This is a genomic window from Leyella stercorea DSM 18206 (assembly GCF_000235885.1).
In the GTDB taxonomy this organism is placed as follows: Bacteria; Bacteroidota; Bacteroidia; order Bacteroidales; family Bacteroidaceae; genus Prevotella; species Prevotella stercorea.
Window position 1 is genome coordinate 1 of sequence record NZ_JH379428.1, and the last position, 17,836, is coordinate 17,836.

The 17,836-nt window shown below is 47.9% G+C and carries 11 protein-coding genes; 5 read left to right on the plus strand and 6 right to left on the minus strand.

The genetic code is table 11. The features are described 5' to 3' along the window. The coding region (locus HMPREF0673_RS06810) for a TonB-dependent receptor (RefSeq protein WP_007899948.1) at positions 1–927 on the minus strand (927 nt) is incomplete at its 3' end. Positions 928–1,430: 503 nt separating this feature from the next. On the opposite strand from HMPREF0673_RS06810, the gene HMPREF0673_RS06815 reads away from it, so the two are divergent. Further along, positions 1,431–2,738, plus strand: a complete 1,308-nt coding sequence (locus tag HMPREF0673_RS06815; RefSeq protein WP_157591654.1) for a tetratricopeptide repeat protein — start codon at positions 1,431–1,433, stop codon at positions 2,736–2,738. A 139-nt stretch (positions 2,739–2,877) separates the two neighbouring features. On the opposite strand, the gene HMPREF0673_RS06820 is transcribed toward HMPREF0673_RS06815, so the two are convergent. The 4 genes from HMPREF0673_RS06820 to HMPREF0673_RS06835 form a co-directional block, all read right to left on the minus strand. Next, on the minus strand, positions 2,878–5,019 hold the full coding sequence (locus HMPREF0673_RS06820) for a SurA N-terminal domain-containing protein (RefSeq protein WP_007899952.1): 2,142 nt from the start codon (positions 5,017–5,019) through the stop codon (positions 2,878–2,880). Between the two features lie 205 nt (positions 5,020–5,224). Then, a complete protein-coding gene (locus HMPREF0673_RS06825; protein ID WP_007899955.1) occupies positions 5,225–6,451 on the minus strand; it encodes a hemolysin family protein in 1,227 nt (408 codons plus the stop codon). A 65-nt stretch (positions 6,452–6,516) separates the two neighbouring features. Then, positions 6,517–7,161, minus strand: a complete 645-nt coding sequence (gene lptC, locus HMPREF0673_RS06830; RefSeq protein WP_050804961.1) for an LPS export ABC transporter periplasmic protein LptC — start codon at positions 7,159–7,161, stop codon at positions 6,517–6,519. 25 nt (positions 7,162–7,186) lie between these two features. Then, the gene (locus HMPREF0673_RS06835) at positions 7,187–8,485 is read right to left on the minus strand and encodes a hypothetical protein (RefSeq protein ID WP_007899958.1); all 1,299 of its coding nucleotides are present in this window, start codon (positions 8,483–8,485) and stop codon (positions 7,187–7,189) included. Between the two features lie 198 nt (positions 8,486–8,683). On the opposite strand from HMPREF0673_RS06835, the gene HMPREF0673_RS06840 reads away from it, so the two are divergent. From HMPREF0673_RS06840 to secA, 3 genes are all read left to right on the plus strand, one after another. Then, positions 8,684–9,928, plus strand: a complete 1,245-nt coding sequence (locus HMPREF0673_RS06840) for an Lnb N-terminal periplasmic domain-containing protein (RefSeq protein ID WP_050804962.1) — start codon at positions 8,684–8,686, stop codon at positions 9,926–9,928. A gap of 18 nt (positions 9,929–9,946) precedes the next feature. Beyond that, the gene (locus tag HMPREF0673_RS06845) at positions 9,947–11,305 is read left to right on the plus strand and encodes an alkaline phosphatase family protein (protein ID WP_007899960.1); all 1,359 of its coding nucleotides are present in this window, start codon (positions 9,947–9,949) and stop codon (positions 11,303–11,305) included. Positions 11,306–11,402: 97 nt separating this feature from the next. Further along, positions 11,403–14,792: a preprotein translocase subunit SecA gene (gene secA / locus HMPREF0673_RS06850; RefSeq protein WP_007899961.1), complete on the plus strand. Its 3,390-nt coding sequence runs from the start codon at positions 11,403–11,405 to the stop codon at positions 14,790–14,792. Between the two features lie 180 nt (positions 14,793–14,972). Here the strand turns inward: secA and HMPREF0673_RS06855 are convergent, their stop codons facing one another. Next, positions 14,973–15,632, minus strand: coding sequence for an MgtC/SapB family protein (locus HMPREF0673_RS06855; RefSeq protein ID WP_007899962.1), 660 nt, complete (start codon positions 15,630–15,632; stop codon positions 14,973–14,975). A gap of 207 nt (positions 15,633–15,839) precedes the next feature. Between HMPREF0673_RS06855 and HMPREF0673_RS06860 the strand changes: the two genes are divergently transcribed. Beyond that, the gene (locus tag HMPREF0673_RS06860) at positions 15,840–17,654 is read left to right on the plus strand and encodes a tetratricopeptide repeat protein (protein WP_007899964.1); all 1,815 of its coding nucleotides are present in this window, start codon (positions 15,840–15,842) and stop codon (positions 17,652–17,654) included. Positions 17,655–17,836: the final 182 nt, after the last annotated feature.

The window sequence follows — 17,836 nt, forward strand, 5'->3', positions numbered from 1 at the left end:
GGACACGTTGTATGTGGCGTTGGTGTATACCGTATGCGTGAGCGACGAGTTGTGAGTGCGCGTGTCGACGTCTATATCATAAACCTGGTCGCCGACAGTGTGGTGGCTGAGATATTGGGAACGGCTTATGCTCTTGGCGTCTGCGAATGTATACATACTGTACAGCGACCACTTAGGCGTGGTATAGAACAGGCTGCCCGACTCCTGAAACGTGTTGTGATGGTTGTTGAGATACGACGACTTCAGCTGACCGGTCAGCTCGCGTCCCTTGTTGTCCTTCAACACAACGTTTATGACGGCTCCCGTAACGTGCATGTCGGGCGAAGCATTGTAAAGCAACTCCACCTTCGCCACCTTTTCGGCAGGCAGCGTCTTAAGATACTCGAGCACCGAACCGCCATTCCACACCTTGCCGTTGACAAGCACAGTGGTGGACATGGTGCCTGCCAGAGAGAGTTCATTGTCGTTCTTGCACAGAATGCCTGGTACATACTTCGCCACGTCGAAGGCACATGTCACAATGCGGCTCTTTATAATGGACGATGCGTCCGCCACTATTCTGTCTCCCTGCACATTGAGCATCGGACGCTTGCTTTTTATCACCACGTCGCCAAGCACATTGGTCTTAGTTGCCAGCACTACGTCACCCACAGCGTACGACGCACACTCGGGCATCACCGTTTCATAGCCGATGCTGCTCACGATGAGGCGGAACGGCAAAGGTATGGAGTCGGCCGTCAACACGAAACGTCCGTCAACATCGGCTGTAGTTGCGCAAATGTTTATACTGTCCAATGTCTGGAGCGCAATGGTTGCCATCACCACCGACTGCTTCTCGCTGTCGACGATACGACCCGTTACGGTCTGTGCCTTAGACTGCACAAACAGCAGTAATAATAATAATGTAATGAGTGTGGTTTTCTTCATAGTGGGTTAAAATTAAAGTATGTTATACATTGCAAATGTAATGTTTTTTTCTTAATAAAACAACACTTAAAAAACAGAGTCGGACAACAAAAAAACGTAACGCATTGATAATCAACAGTGGCGTTTCAAAAACGCGTTGAAAATGTCCGAAAGTTTCTTGTAGACAACTGATTGTATTAAAGAAAAAACGTTTAACTTTGTCTTTAATTAAACAAGCTATTCAAATGAAACGATTCGTTCTTTTATACATCCTCCTACTGTCGCTATTTTCATGTTCAAACAACAACAGAATGTCCGAACTATCCAGTATAGACAATATGCTGGATAGTCTTGATTACGCTTCTGTTTCAAAAGCTCTTGTCAAAATAGAAACAGAGAAATTGTCGGGAGAACAAAAAGCCTATTATCAACTGCTGAAAACAAGATATGCTTTCGGTAAAAACAGCTTCATTGACGATTCGTTGTCATTGAACGCTTGCATAGACTACTACAAAACCAAAAACATGAAAGACGAATTGGCGAGAGCATACTTCTATAAAGGTGAGATGTATCGACTTGCGGGCGACATGGCGAAAGCACTTTTCTACGAAAAAGAATCGGAACTCATATTCAAAGACTGCGATCTGAACAAACGACGCAACTTGGACATCTACCAACAGCTTTGCGAGGCTTTGGCGTATATAAATATCATATTCGACGAAGACAAGCTATCACTTCATTATTGCAAGTTGTCTCTACAAAGTGCGCAAAAACTTGGCGACAAGAGATATCAGGTGTTTACGCTTGGCATGGCTTCGTCATGTTGCAGCACTTTGGGAATGGAAGACAGTGTGGGGTATTACAGATTGCTATGCATTCCTCTTTTGCCATATACACACAACAGCTGCAAGGGATATGCCTACTCTATCGTTGCCGACTATTTCATAAATAAAGATAATAAGAAAGCGAAAGATTATCTTGACAGCGCATTATACTACAGCAAGGATGCGGTATCATATAGAGTTGCAGGCTACTACAACAACGCTTTAGGAAACAACGCCAAGGCAGAAGAGATGTGGAAGAAATCCATTGATTGCGACCCGAACTATCTGACTCAAGCAGAAACATGTAAAAAGATAGCGGCTTTGTATTACAAAAGAGGCGATTTGAAGAATTACGCCCTTTATATGTCGAAAATGTCGGAGGCAAAAGACAGTCTTTATGCAAGAAAAAAGAAATATAACATGAGTGAATTGCAGTCGAACATAAATTCGTCACTCTCAATGAAAGACTTGCTGGACACCATAACATCTGCATCTATGGGCATACTTATTATTATATTATTATGTATAATGGTATTCTCGTTAATACTGCACAGAACAAGAAAAAGGCTGATTGCGGTACACAATAGACTGAAGACAGAAAAACAAAGTCTGGAACAAGCTAAGACGCAGATTAAGTCGCTGAAAAAGGAAAGTGCAAAGAAATCGGACAAGATAGAGAAACTGAACAACGACATAATGGTGGCATCGCAAAGCAGCGAAGCAAACGCACGATGCGGCAAGGAACTATACCTACATATCAAGAACGGCGGCACAACCGTGACGTGGACCAAGCAAGACTACGAGCTGTGCATGGCTTACTGCAAGATAGAGTTTGCGGAGACAATGGCGGAGATTGAACACTGCTACGGCAAGATCGCTCCTCGAAAGCAACTGATCATGCTGCTGCAACACCTCAACTACGACTACGCTGCCATAGGCAGGGTACTCGGCATAAACAGCGACTCTGTAAGAAAGAACATTGCACGCATCACGCCGCTTACGAAATAAGCGTGATGCGTGCAGACCGATAAAATGACAGAAGCCGAAATAAGGTATTGACTTTAGTGGCTTCTACAAAAAAAGACTTTGGATGTAACGGTGTAAATCGTTACATCCAAAGTCTTTTTATGTTATTGTTATATGAGTCTTAGAAGAAGAGGTAGCGGTTGTCCACTACGTTTGCCTTGATGTAGAGCTCGTTCATAAAGTTGCCTGCCATCTGCATCTGACGCTGGCTGAGACGCTGCATCTCTGCCTTCTCGTCGAACTTAGCAGGACGCTGTGTCTTGTTTGTTACCTGGAACACGTAAACACCTGCATTGCCCTTAACCGGCTGCTTAGAGAACTTGCCCTTTGCTGTAGCTGCGATAGCACCGCTCAGAGCCGGCTCGCTTGCGCCTGTTGCTGCTACGAACACCGGAGCAGCGAATGTAACCTGAGCAACCGGAGCTACTGTAGCACCCTTAGCCTTAGCGTCAGCAACTGACTTAGAAGCCTTTGCCTTAGCCATGAGCTGCTCTGCCTTCTTATCCTTGATAACCTCTGCCTTGATGTACTCTTTAACCTGAGCATCCTCAAGTGAGCGGTAGCCAATCGGGTTGATGTTGTTGAGAACTACGATGAGAAGGTGGTCGTTGTCACCGCACTCGTAGAGTGAAGAAACGGCACCCTTCTTAGCCTCGAACAACCAACGCATTGCGTCGCGTGTAGCGTGGATGCCAGCGAGGTAGTGCTCAGCTGTTGTAACGTCCTTACGCTCCTGAACGGTGTAACCGCTCTTTGCTGCGTTCTTCAAAAGCTCGTCGGCTGTGAGGTTAGCACTTACGAATGAGCTAAACTTATTGTAAGCTGCAGAGTAGGTATCCTTTGTAAAGGTGATATTCTTCTTAACAACGGCTGCTACGTACTTTGTAGTCATTGCCTTGCGGTCTACTACCTGAAGCACGAGGTTGCCCTGTGCGAGTGTGAGGTTCTTGAGCTCGCCTGTAGCCATTGTGTTAAGGTTCTCGATATAGTTCTTTGTATCCTTATCGAGCGATGGTGCGTTCTGATACTGACGTGTTGTCATCCATGTCTTCTCGCCGGTCTGACCGTACTTCTTGGCTACAACCTCGAAGTCGGCACCTGCCTTAATGGCGTTGAGGATAGAGTCGGCGCGTGTAGCTGCCTCGGCTGCTGTAGCACCGCCCACCTGGATGGCACGGAACTGGATTGAATCAGGGAGCTCACGCTTAGCAATGAGCTTCACGAGGTTAAGTGTGTTATCGTTCTTGTTCTCGATCACCTTGCTTGTAGAGCCTACAGCCATTGAGTCGAGACGCTGTGCGATGTCGTAAGGAAGGGCTTCCTTCTTCACTGGCACACCGAGGTAGCTAACGAGCGATGTGCTCTTACGCACTACGTCAGACGGGTCGGCTGCGGCTGCGAGTTCTGCGCTGTAGCCTGCGAACTCCTTCTGGAGAGCTGCACGATCGGCTGCAGAAGCCTTTACCTGAACGTCGATGTACTTGATATCGCGTGTCTCTACGTACTGCTTGAAGATGCTCTTCTTCTCGTCGTACTTAGCCTTGAGGTCGGCGTCAGTAACAGTAATCTTGTTGTCGTCGATGCTTGAGTAAGGGAAGGCTGCAAGCTGCACCTGACTCTCGTTGTTCTGATCGTCGAACGCCATCTTTGCTTCTACCTTGTTAGAAAGGAAGCAGTGAGCGAACAGACCCTGATACTTCTGCGAGAGGAGCTGCTGACGCAGTGTCTTCTCGATGAATGTCCAGTACTTGTAAACTGTCTCGTACTGCTTAGCCATCTGTGGATTGGCTGTCTGCTGTGTCTTGTATTCTGCAAGGAACTTCTTCAGAGCGTTCACGTCGAAGCGACCTGTCTGCTGGTTGAAGAACGGAGTCTGCTGAAGCATAGGGTTAGTACCCTCGGCAAGAACCTGCTGGAGCTCAGCATCTGTTACAGTAAGACCGAGCTTGTGTGCCTCGTTCTGTATGAGTTTGGTCTGAACGTATGTGTTCCAAACCATGTCCTTGACCTGATTGAGCTGGTCTTCGTTGAGGTTCTCCTGTCCCTGCTGCATCTTGATGACTTCTGTGTACTCGTCAACAAGTTTCTGGAACTCTGTTACGTTGATTTTCTCGCCCAACACTTCGCCTACTTGCTGATGTTTATCAGCGCTTGCAGAGTCGCATGAGCGGAACGCCTCTTCGGCGATGAAAGAGAAAAGGCCTAAGCCGATAATGCCTATCAGCAATGCGCCTCTGCTTCTAATTTTTCCTAATGCTGCCATTTTTTTGTTTTTATTTTTTATTTATTATTTCGTTAGATGTAGGTTTGTGCATCTGTCTTGCACCAGTTGCGGAGCTTGCCCCGTGAGGCGGCTCTAAGCGTGATACCACAAAATGCGTACAAAAATACTAATTTATTGCCAAACGAGGGCATGTTTGCACGAAAAATTGAGTTTATCGGGCTACTTTTAGGTGCTGTAGCTTTATTTAGCGACTAACTTTTAGCTTTACCAACTCTATTTTCGTCATCGTACTCTTGATGATGCGGAACTCGTAGCGTCCTATAGTTATCACTTCGTTGAGTTTTGGGAAACTCTGATATTCGTGTAGGATATAACCACCGACGGTCATATAGTCGTCGCTCTCGGGCAGACCGAGATCGAAGAGGTCGTTCACCTTATCAATCTCAAGTCGAGCAGAGAGCATATACTCGTTCTCGCCAATCTGTGTGGCGATGTATTTCGTCGAGTCGTGTTCGTCTTCTATATCGCCAAAGATCTCCTCAACGATGTCTTCGAGGGAGACGATACCACTGGTTCCGCCGAACTCGTCAACCACCACTCCAAGACTCTTCTTCTGCTGCAGGAAGATGTGCATAAGCTTCTGTGCAGCCATCGTTTCGGGCACAAAGGGCATCTTGCAGACGCACTCGCGCCAATTGTCGCGGTTGCGGAACATTTCGGAACTGTGTATGTAACCAATGATATGGTCGATATCGCTATCGTAGACAATAATCTTCGAGTTGCCACTCTCCACAAACTTCTGCATTAGTTCGTCGACGGTGCAATCGTTCACGTCTACGGCGTTCACCTCGGTTCGCGGCACCATGCAGTCGCGCACCTTACAGTCGGAGAAGTCGAGTGCGTTTTGGAAAATCTTAACCTCTTCGTTTATCTCGTCATCGCTCTGCGCATTCTCTATGCTCGACTGTACGAGATAGTCGAGGTCGACCTTAGAGAAGCCATCGTCATCGGATTCTGTCTCCATACGTATACCCACGAGGCGCAACAAGCACTTCGACACAAGTGTAGAAAAACGGCTTATAGGCCAAAGAATTATATAGAAAAGATATGCTGGCACGGAGAAGACTGAGAGCAACCTATTGGCATTATTCTTGAACAAAATCTTCGGCAAGAACTCACCAGTGAAGAGAATAACAAGCGTGGATAGCAATGTATCTGCCGTGACTTTCATACCATCGTCGAGCGAACTGAAGATAGTATTGTCAAATAGACGTGCCACAAGGATACCATAAACAACAAGCACGATATTGTTGCCTACAAGCATCGTACTAACAAAGCCGTTGGGATGGTTGTAAAATCGGGAAATAATATTCTTGGCTATGCTATTTCCCTCGCGATCCATCTCTGCGAGCATTCGGTTGCTGGACACGAAGGCTATCTCCATTCCTGAAAAAAATGCAGATAGTGCCATTGTTACAGCTATGCTAATTAAAAGAGGTATGTCTACTTCCACTATAGTTTAAATATTGGTTCTTATTATTTATCACGCAGGCGACGTTGCGGTTTTGTCTGCAGACGCATTGTTGCCTTCACTGTATCGGGCGCGGTAGTGATGGTGTCGCCATCGCTTGAGAGCTGACCTTTCTCGAACGAGCCAGAAGTGTTGGATACGTAATAGTTGGTCATGCGCTCATCGCTACGAAAGTATGTTCCCTCAAGCGTACGCTCGGGAGTAACGAGTTTCGATGGCTTATTAGAGTAGAGTTCGTGCTCCGCCTCGTCCCAAAAGAGTTCTTCGCTGTTGAATTTCAAGCCGTCTTTGGTGAGCACACTTACACGGCTACGCAGTTCCCACAGCTTCTTCTGGTCGTAATAGTAGGCTGTGTCTGCCTGTATGTACGACTGCACATGGAATTTCTCATCGAACTGCTCAAAGAATACACCTTTTTCAAATATCCATCGTGACGGGTTGCGCACGGTGTTCACTTCCCATCGCTCAGTTACGATGCGGTATTTGATGACCCCGGAGTCAGAGATAAGGGTGTTGACACCGTAACTCGTCATCATAGACACCGAGTCGCGGTCGTGTATGGCTGGCGCCGTGTGCTCCTTCTGCTCTTCGCACGAGGCAAGCACCACGATGCACACCACAATGATTACTATGTACTTAGATAGTCTCAACGCTTATTTTAAAAGTATTGTTTTCTTACTCCATCTTCCACTTAGCGAACCAACGCTCATTGAACGTCAAGCCGATATTTATGCGGAACGAATTTTCGGTGACAAAAGTCTTTGAGTCCTGACGCACCCACTGTGCCGAGATATTGAGCAACGAACGGTTGTTGTAGCCGTTAACGATTGGAATGCCGAAACCTGCACTCACGCTATACTCTTTCGGTCCGTTCTGACCTTTTATCTTCAGATAGTCGGTGGCATAAGATGCTCCCATGCGGTAGTGAATACGTTTGAAGAAGTTGCGACCGCGCTCCTCTGGACAGAACTCGCCACCAACGGTCAACTTATGACGATCGGCAAACTGACCGCTTGCCAACTGATAGCTATTTGTGGACATATCGAACTTCGGATAAGCTACCGACGACCATTTCTGCAAGGTGTAGTCAACACCAATGCGCCAACGATTAGCGCGGTTCCACATCAAGCCTGCACCAAAGGTGTGAGGCAACGCCAATCCATTGCCAATGGTGTGTGTTGTTGTGTCGGCAACAGCAGTCTGAGCATTGGTAGAGATAATCTGACACTTAGGGTCGGCACCAAGTTTGTGACCCAATCCGTAGGTAAGACCCAACGTAAGAGCGTCCTTCTTTGTCAACTTCTGCGTGTACTGCAAACCAAAATCAAGTTTGTAGCTATGCACTTCCGCTGTATAGTACTTCGATAGCGTGTTGGCATAGACATCTGTATAGGAATTGACAACTGAACGTGTGTAGTCGCCCCATAGGTAAGCAGCATTCACACCAATAGCCAATCCCTTTATCGGACTCCAACCCGCACCCAAATAAACCTGGTGCAAGCCGCCCGAACCAGAATATGCATTATTACTATACACAACAGTAGTACTGCCATCGGTGCTATTGAGCGGCTTCTTGTTAGAATACGAATAGCCAATGTTGCTATACGGCAGCAAACCAAAGCTCAAGCCAAGACGTTTCGCAACACGAAAACCGGCAATGACATACTCGAAGTTGGCGTTTTTAGCGTTCACCTTAACACCACTCTCGCTATAGTTCGTAATTTGTCCAGACACACCTGCATCGAAGATGAACGACAAGGAGTCGATGGTGGCATACGAAGCAGGGTTAAGACAGTTCACTTGGTTGTGCTCACTAAAACCAATACCAAGTCCGTTCATGCCACGATTAAAGCCTCCTGACTGCTCGCCAAGCGTACCCAAACCATATTGACTATAGGGAGAATTAGTGCCACTTTGAGCTGCCGCAACTAAAGAGACCGCAGCAAAGAAGCCTGTTGTGAGTGCTTTCCTCATTTATTTATCTAATTAGATTTTAGAAATTCTATTATATATATAATATGTATATAGAGGTGTTTTTACAATCCTTTCCAGGATAATGCTTGCAAAATTATCGAAAAAAAACGAGATAATAGCAGAAAAGTGAGAAATTAAAGTTATTTTTGCACCATGAAACTATTTGAAAGATTATTTAAACACATAACATTAGCGTTTTTGCTGTGCTTTTTCGTCCCCTCCACAGCTTCTTCACCGAACAACGAGCCGACGCTACAAGCCGACTCGATAGAGATCAGCCTGCTCACCTGCGGGCCGCGCCAACAGGTGTATAGCTTGTACGGACATACGGCGATACGCTTTCAGGACAAGCAGACCGGCAGAGACATCGCCATCAACTATGGCGTTTTCTCGTTCGACAAGCCCTTCTTCGTGCTGCGGTTCGTGTTCGGACTCACCGACTACGAGATGGGTATCGCACCCTTCGACATATTCGAGTGGGAATATGACCCCACGGGCTGTGGCGTGAGACAACAGGTGCTCAATCTGACGGCACAGGAGAAGATGGCGATAGCGCAAGCCGTAGACCGCAACATGGAGCCACAGAACCGCGTGTACCGCTACAACTTCTTCTACGATAATTGTACAACACGTGCTCGAGACATCATCGCAAACAACCTTAACGGACGCATCGTTTATGATAGCTCAACACCTCAACACCTCAACACCTCAACACCCCAACATCACAACACCCCTGCACAATACCCCACATTCCGCAACTTGATACACAACTACAACGAGACGCATCGCTGGGCACGTTTCGGCAACGACCTGCTTCTTGGCGTGAAAGCCGACTATAATACAACATTCGAGCAGCAACAATTTCTACCAGAGCGTCTGTGCGCCGATTTCGAGCGAGCATGCATCATATCCGCAGACGGCACAAAGCGCAATCTGGTAAGTAGTTCGTTTTGGCTTTTTGAGCCCACAACGAAGCAACAAAGCATCCAACAGACAAACATGAGCATACTGGATGTATTCTCACCGTTAGTTACTTTTAGTATTCTCTCAATACTCACGCTGATTATAGCCATCGTGGAATATCGACGCAAACGCATAATATGGGTGTTCGATGCAAGCATCATGCTTACTACTGGTGCATGCGGACTACTCTTGTTCGCCATGATATTCTCGCAACACCCCACTGTAAGTCTCAACTTGCAGATACTGCTGCTAAACCCCATTAACATCTTCATGCTCTACAGCGTGACGAAAGCAGCACGCCAAAACCGCATACATAGGTGGACTAAGGCGTGGAGCGCACTCATACTGTTGCTCCTCGCAGGCTCTTTCTTACAGTCGTATGCAGAGGGCATCACAATTGTGGCATTATCTTTGCTATTAAGAAACATATCGAATATTTACACATTTAAAAATACGGGCAGCAAACAGCCCGAAGCATAAAGCATTAGACACACAAATATGAGCAAATACATATCGACGATAATGATGTTGGCAGCACTTGCTGGCACCGAGATGCAAGCGCAGACTTTGCAGTCGGCACCGCGTCTTGTGGTGAACATCACTATCGACCAGCTGCGCACCGACTACATTGAGCACTTCTCCCCACTCTATGGTGAGGAAGGCTTCCGCAAACTATTGCAACATGGTTGTGTCTACGAAGCTGCCAGCTACCCATTCTCGCCCATCGATCGCGCATCAGCAATGGCTACAATAGCCACTGGTGCCACACCTCACTATAACAACATCGTTGGTACGAAGTGGCTCGACCGCAACACGTTACGACCCGTGTTCTGCACCGACGACCAAACCTATGGTGTGTCACCACAGAAAATAGCAACCACCACCGTCAGCGACGAACTGAAAATATTCACCAGAGGTGCTGCGCTTGTCTACTCTACAGCTATGGAGAAAGACGCAGCTGTCATCTCTGCAGGACATGCTGCCGACGGAGCCTTCTGGCTGAACGAGGAAAACGGACAATGGACCACATCCGCATACTACCCCAAAGGCGCACAAGCATTTGTGCGTGCCTACAATAGTATCACACAGAAACGTACGAATGGAGACAACGACGCTGTTGCCGACCTCTCCATAGCTTGCGTCAACGACTTAATGCTTGGTCGCGACAATATTACCGACATGTTATCTGTCACACTGTCAGCAAAATGCACCGACGTGACCCATTGGCAGACCGAGATGGAGATAGTGTATCTAAAGCTCGACCGCACTTTAGCATCACTCATCAAGCGCATCGAAGAAAAGGTAGGACGCAACAACGTACTCTTTGTGCTCACAAGCACAGGATACACCGAAGACCAGCGACCCGACTACGAGCGTTTCCGCATACCTTCGGGCACGTTCTACATGAACCGCTCGTGCAACTTGCTCAATATGTACCTCGGTGCCATCTATGGTCAGGCGAAGTACGTAGAAGCGAGCTTCCGCAACCAGATATACATAGACCATAAACTCCTTGAGCAGCGTCATCTGAGCTACACCGACGTAATAACACGCTCGAAAGAACTGCTTGCGCAAATGTCTGGCGTACGCAGCGTTATATCAAGTCCATACAATTCAGCCGTATCGGGCGACCTCCTCATAGAGACCGCTCCTGGCTGGAAAATCATAAACGAAGACACAAACGAGAATTATTTTTCGCGTGCCGCCTTTGTACCCTTCCCCATCATCCTGTACGGAAGCGGAATAAAGGCAGAGCACATCAAGACACCGGCTACGGTAGATCGCATTGCGCCTACCGTAGCTAAGGCTATTCGTATACGTGCGCCTAATGCCTGTTCGGTTGCGCCATTGCAATAAAAACCAACTTACACCTATATTAATGGTGATATATGGATTTTTTTTAGTAATTTTACACCCGAATAAGTATTTAAGGAAAAAATAAAAATAATATACAATGAATTTCAACAAATTTCTACAGTCATTGTTTGGCAACAAGTCATCAAAGGACATGAAGCTTATCCAGCCACTCGTAGAGAAGGTGAAGGAAGCATATCCAGAGATTAAGGCGCTGAGCAACGACGAATTGCGCGCACGCACAAAGCAGCTTCAAAAGTACGTTCAGGACTCTGCCAACGAGGAGAAAGCAAAGATTGCCGAGCTCAAAGCAAAGATCGAAGACACTCCTATCGACGAGCGCGAGAGCATCTTCAACGCTATCGACAAGTTGGAGAAGGAAGTGCTTGAAATCTACGAGAAGGCACTCAATGAGGTGATGCCGGTAGCTTTCAGTATCGTTAAGGATACAGCGCGCCGCTTCGCAGAGAACGAGGAGACTGTGGTTACAGCCACCGACTTCGACCGCGAGCTGGCTGCCAACCCGAAGAACGACTTCATCACCATTGACGGTGACAAGGCTATCTATCACAACCACTGGACAGCAGGCGGCAACGACCTGAAGTGGGAAATGGTTCACTACGACGTACAGCTCTTCGGTGGTACAGTACTGCATCAGGGCAAGATTGCGGAGATGGCTACCGGTGAGGGTAAGACTCTCGTGTCTACACTTCCTGTATTCCTCAACGCACTTACAGGCAACGGCGTTCACGTCGTAACCGTCAACGACTACCTCGCAAAGCGCGACTCTGAGTGGATGGGCCCGCTCTATATGTTCAACGGTCTCTCTGTCGACTGTATTGACAAGCACCGTCCTAACTCGCCAGAGCGCCGCAAGGCTTACATGGCAGACATCACATTCGGTACGAACAATGAGTTCGGCTTCGACTACCTTCGCGACAACATGGCTATCTCGCCTGCCGACCTCGTGCAGCGCAAGCACAACTATGCTATCGTCGATGAGGTCGACTCAGTGCTTATCGACGACGCACGTACTCCGCTTATCATCTCTGGACCTATTGCCAAGGGCGACGACCAGATGTTCGAGGAGTATCAGCCGCTTGTAGAGCGTCTCGTAGACGTTCAGCGCAAGCTCGCCACACAGTATCTTGCTGAAGCAAAGCAGCTCATCAGCGAGGGTGCTGCCAACAAGGACCAGAAAAAGATTGAGGAAGGATTCCTCGCATTATACCGTTCGCACAAGGCTCTTCCGAAGAACAAGCCGCTTATCAAGTACCTCTCAGAGGAAGGTATCAAGGCTGGTATGCTTAAGACCGAGGAGTACTACATGGAGAACAACAACCGCCGTATGCCGGAGGCTGTTGAGCCGCTCTACTTCGTTGTAGACGAGAAGTTGAACAGCTGCGACCTCACCGACAAGGGTACTGCATGGCTTGCAGGTCAGGTGAACGACAACGAGCTCTTCGTGTTACCAGACATCACTTCAGAGCTCTCGGCTCTCGAGAACGAGAAGGACCTCAGCGAGCAGGAGCGCCTCGACAAGAAGGACGCCATGCTCAACCACTATGCCGTACAGTCGGAACGTGTACACACCTTGCAGCAGTTGCTGAAGGCTTACACCATGTTCAACAAGAACGACGAGTACGTTGTTATGGACGGCGAGGTGAAGATTGTCGACGAGCAGACTGGCCGTATCATGGAAGGCCGCCGCTGGAGCGATGGTCTCCACCAGGCTGTAGAGGCTAAGGAGCACGTGAAGGTGGAGGCAGCCACACAGACATTCGCTACCATCACACTGCAGAACTACTTCCGTATGTACCACAAGCTCGCCGGTATGACCGGTACTGCTTCTACTGAGGCAGGCGAGTTCTGGGATATCTACAAGCTCGACGTTGTTGAGATTCCTACAAACCGTCCGGTACTTCGCAAGGACCTCGACGACCGTGTGTACAAGACCAACCGCGAGAAGTATGCAGCCGTTATCGACGAAATCGTGGAGATGCGCAACAGCGGTCGCCCGGTGCTCGTAGGTACCACATCGGTAGAGTTCTCTGAGCTTATCTCTAAGATGCTCAACATGCGCAAGATTCCTCACCAGGTGCTCAACGCCAAGCTCCACAAGAAGGAGGCAGACATCGTGGCAGAGGCTGGTCGCAGCACAAAGGGCATGGTGGAAATCACCGAAGAGGACGGCAGCAAGCACTTCGAGGAGCGTATGCTCGGTGCCGTAACCATCGCTACCAACATGGCTGGTCGTGGTACCGACATCAAGCTCACCAAGGAGGTTAAGGAGGCAGGCGGTCTTGCCATCATCGGTACAGAACGCCACGAGAGCCGCCGCGTCGACCGCCAGCTGCGTGGTCGTGCAGGTCGTCAGGGCGACCCGGGTAGCTCAGTGTTCTACGTATCACTCGAGGACAAGCTCATGCGTCTGTTCGCTTCAGAGCGCATCGCAAGTCTCATGGATCGTCTCGGCTTCAAGGAGGGCGACCGTATCGAGAATCCGATGATCTCTAAGAGCATCGAGCGCGCACAGAAGAAGGTTGAGGAGAACAACTTCGGTATCCGTAAGCACCTGCTCGAGTATGACGACGTGATGAACAAGCAGCGCACCGTAATCTACGAGAAGCGCCGCCACGCACTCATGGGTGAGCGTATCGGCATGGACATCACCAACGTCATCTGGGACCGCGTGGTGAACATCATCGAGACAAACGACTACGCCGGATGCCGCGAGGAATTCCTCAAGATTCTGGCTATGGAGTGTCCGTTCAGCGAGGAGGACTTCGAGAACGTGCGCCACGACGAGCTTGAGGAGCGTGCCTTCCAGAGCGCAATGGCTACCTTCAAGCGCAAGACCGACCGCATCGAGAGCGTTGCTTGGCCTATCATCAAGGAAGTAGAAGAGAACCAGGGTGCTATCTACGAGCGTATCATGGTGCCTATCACCGACGGCAAGCGCGTCTACAACATTCCGTGCAACCTTAAGGAGGCTTACCGCACCGAGGGTCGCGACGTTGTTAAACAGTTCGAGCGCGTCATCATGCTCCACATCATCGACGACTGCTGGAAGGAGAACCTCCGCCAGCTCGACGAGTTGCGCCACAGCGTGCAGAACGCTTCTTACGAGCAGAAAGACCCGTTGCTCATCTTCAAGCTCGAGAGTGCTAAGCTCTTCGACTCGATGGTGAACGATATGAACAACCGCATCGCTTCTATCCTCACACGCGGACAGATTCCTGAAATGCAACAGCAGCAGGAGGTGCGCGAGGCAGCTCCCGAGGAACGTACACAGCGTCAGCAGTACACCGAGCAGAAGGCCGAAATCAACGACCCTGCACAGCAGGCTGCCGCACAGCACGACACTCGCGAGAACATCGAAGAGAACCACACTCCGCTGGTTAAGGACAAGCTCCCGGGACGCAACGACCCGTGTCCTTGCGGTAGCGGCAAGAAGTTCAAGAACTGCCACGGCAAGGGTCTTGAGTAAAGAGCATAGGAGGCTATGGCATCCCCGCCATAGCCACACACCCACAAGGTGATTGATAGGAGGCTGCGTGGGTATGGCAAGGATGCCATACCCTCCTACTATAAGTACAGAAAAAAGGCTGAGTTCCATACGGAACTCAGCCTTTTTGTTTGTTTGTTTTCAGCAAGCAAATCGTTACGCCTATCCCTCTACAGCCGAAATAGTGACGTCAGCAAAACCGTCCATGTAACCGATGACCCTCAAATTGTCCGTCGTGCCACGCTTCACCTTCAACTGTATATTAGCCTCGACAAACTCGCCTTGCGATGTGCGTCGTTCTTTTATCTGATATGTCTGCACCTCAATGCCGTCGTGTCGCATAGTCGCAATCAACACTCTAACCTGCTCTATCGAGGAGGCGGAGAAGGAGATCTCGATGGTTGTGGTGCCGAGCTGCGGTATCATAGCGTTTATCACCTCCAGTCCGAGCAGCATCATCGCCGTTACTATAGTAGCAGCCATAAACATACCCGTGCCGCACGCCAGTCCGATGGCAGCCGTCACCCATAGTCCGGCAGCCGTAGTGAGTCCGCGCACGACGTTTTTCTGAAAGATGATAGTTCCGGCACCGAGGAAGCCGATGCCCGACACCACTTGCGCTGCCACGCGCGAGGAGTCCTTCAGGTCGATACCGAAGCCGAACTGCGACACGACGCAGAACAGCGCACTGCCCAGAGCCACAAGAAAATGTGTACGAAATCCGGCTTCCTTAGCTCTATACTCGCGCTCAAGCCCAATCATTCCGCCAAGCACGAATGCGAGCGAAAGACGCACTATTAATTCTATATACGAAGTTCCCATAATTGTCCCTCCTTTTGATTTTATAATCAGATTGTAGTTTAATTGAGATTACAAACTTACATAAAATTGACGAATAAAACGAGAGTTTTTATTGTAAATAGTCCTTTGGCTGCGCTATCCATGCTTATTTAGAAGAAAATAGAGGGCAAAACTTGCGCTATTCCAAAGAAGTTGTATCTTTGCAGACGAATCTAAATATTAAGAATTATGAAGAACAACAAATATGTTGTGCGTATATATAATGTGTGCAACGTTCTGATGCATGAAAAAATGAAGCCCTTTATATTATTGTTGACACTTACTTGTATTGTTTCGTGTGGAAGCAATCGTCGTGCAAATGCGTTTCTGTCGCATATGGATACCCTATATCAGCAGAATCCTGCTGAAGCCATTATTGCTATAGATAGTTTTATGTCATGCCACAATGATATGTCGCAACATAATCGTATGCTTCTGACTCTATATCGTTTAAGGGCTCAGAATTCTGTCGGTGAGCCGTTCGCTTCTGATTCTCTGGCACGTAAAGTGGTGGAGTATTTCGACGACAACGGCAGCGTTGAAGAGCAAATGTCCGCCTATTATGTGCTTGGAAGCGTTTATCGCGACCTTGACAACTATCCAGAGGCGTTGGCCGATTATCAGAAGGCGGTTGCGTTGGCTGACACAACAGACGGCAATAAAAACAACGCTTTCCTCAATCGTGTGTATGGACAGATGGGCAACGTGTTGTTGAGACAACTTGCTTTCAACGAGGCAGGCGTTGCCTACTCTCTGGCTGTACGTTTTGCTTGTAAAGACAAGGATACGCTTGGTGTGTTGCTCTCAAAAGAACAGATAGCTAATGTGCTTTATTTGCAAAATCGGCGAGACGAGGCATGTAAGTTGAGAGAGTGGCTGCATGATGAATACCTGAAAAACGGTCTTGTACGAGAAGCTTCAAAGGTTCTTGTACCAAATGTGTCTACTCTGCTCGGAAGAGGTAAGGTGGAAGAGGTGGGTCGTATATTACGCTCTTACGAAGAGCATTCTGGAGATGTGGATAGTCTGGGCAATGTAGTTAGTGGACTTGAAAAATACTATAACGACAAAGCCAATTATCTTTTGGCTAAATCGGATGTGTCAGGTGCTTTGGGTTATTATCGGAAAGGCATGCGCTCTACCGACGACCACGAATACAGAGAAGCGTTTCTGCGAGGACTTGCGCAAACTTACAAGAAGCTGGGCTTGTCCGATTCCGTAGCTAAATACTCTGAGCTTGCTCGCCGTGAAAACGATTCTGCCTATGTCGAACTGTCTACGTTGAGAATGCAGCAGATGCAAGCGGCATACAACTATAGCAGTAAGGAAACAGAGGCGCTTGTGGCTAAAAGCAAGGAGGCAGAAGCCACAACACGATTAAAAACGGTTGTGCTCTCATTCCTCGTATTGTTGTCTGTGTTGGCGTTGCTTTTTTTGAGAGAAAGGCACAAGAAATCAATGGAGCGCATACGAAGAATGCTACAGATACAACAGTTGGAGGCAGAGAATGAATCAAAAAGAAACAACCTTCTTGCACTCGAACAAGGAAAGAAAGACCTCGACATATTGATGTCTAAACAGCAATCAAAGATAAATGCTCTTATCGAAGAGAAGAAAGAATTGGTTGCAAAGCTTCAAGGAAAAGGACGTTCTTCTGCCGATTCGTCCGATGGTACAGACGATCAGAACGGCTCTATAATCAGCTTACTCTGGCATATCGTTGACAAGACTCCGAGAGCCGCAACAAGAAAAGAGTGGAAGCAACTGAAACTATACATAGAGGAGTTCTATCCGCAGACTTTTGCTTTGAAATCTGTAGTTAGCCCATTCGAATTTGATGTGATGATCCTTGTCAGATTAGGTTTTAAGCCGTCCGAAATAGCTGTGCTTACAGACAGTTCTTTGCCGAATGTATCTAATGCACGCAAAAGAATGCATGAAAAACTGACAAAATCGAAAGGTTCTGCCAAGGATTTCGATAAGTATATTAAGACACTGATATAGAATTTGTTATAATCTATCAAGCTATTAATTTAATGAAGTTTTGTGAAGTATTGTGAACTTTTTGTTAAGTAATAAAAGTCGTTTTTAAAACTAATGTTGGATTAATTGTGTTACATTTGCAGCGTATACATACTTTAATTTCAACCCACTATGAAGAAAACCACACTCATTACATTATTATT

Coding starts and splice junctions, on each gene's coding strand:
- HMPREF0673_RS06820 (WP_007899952.1), bottom strand. CDS start 5,019: ATGGCAGCATTAGGAAAAATTAGAAGCAGAGGCGCATTGCTGATAGGC.
- HMPREF0673_RS06860 (WP_007899964.1), top strand. CDS start 15,840: ATGAAGAACAACAAATATGTTGTGCGTATATATAATGTGTGCAACGTT.
- HMPREF0673_RS06835 (WP_007899958.1), bottom strand. CDS start 8,485: ATGAGGAAAGCACTCACAACAGGCTTCTTTGCTGCGGTCTCTTTAGTT.
- HMPREF0673_RS06845 (WP_007899960.1), top strand. CDS start 9,947: ATGAGCAAATACATATCGACGATAATGATGTTGGCAGCACTTGCTGGC.
- HMPREF0673_RS06855 (WP_007899962.1), bottom strand. CDS start 15,632: ATGGGAACTTCGTATATAGAATTAATAGTGCGTCTTTCGCTCGCATTC.
- HMPREF0673_RS06815 (WP_157591654.1), top strand. CDS start 1,431: ATGAAAGACGAATTGGCGAGAGCATACTTCTATAAAGGTGAGATGTAT.
- HMPREF0673_RS06825 (WP_007899955.1), bottom strand. CDS start 6,451: ATGGCACTATCTGCATTTTTTTCAGGAATGGAGATAGCCTTCGTGTCC.
- secA (WP_007899961.1), top strand. CDS start 11,403: ATGAATTTCAACAAATTTCTACAGTCATTGTTTGGCAACAAGTCATCA.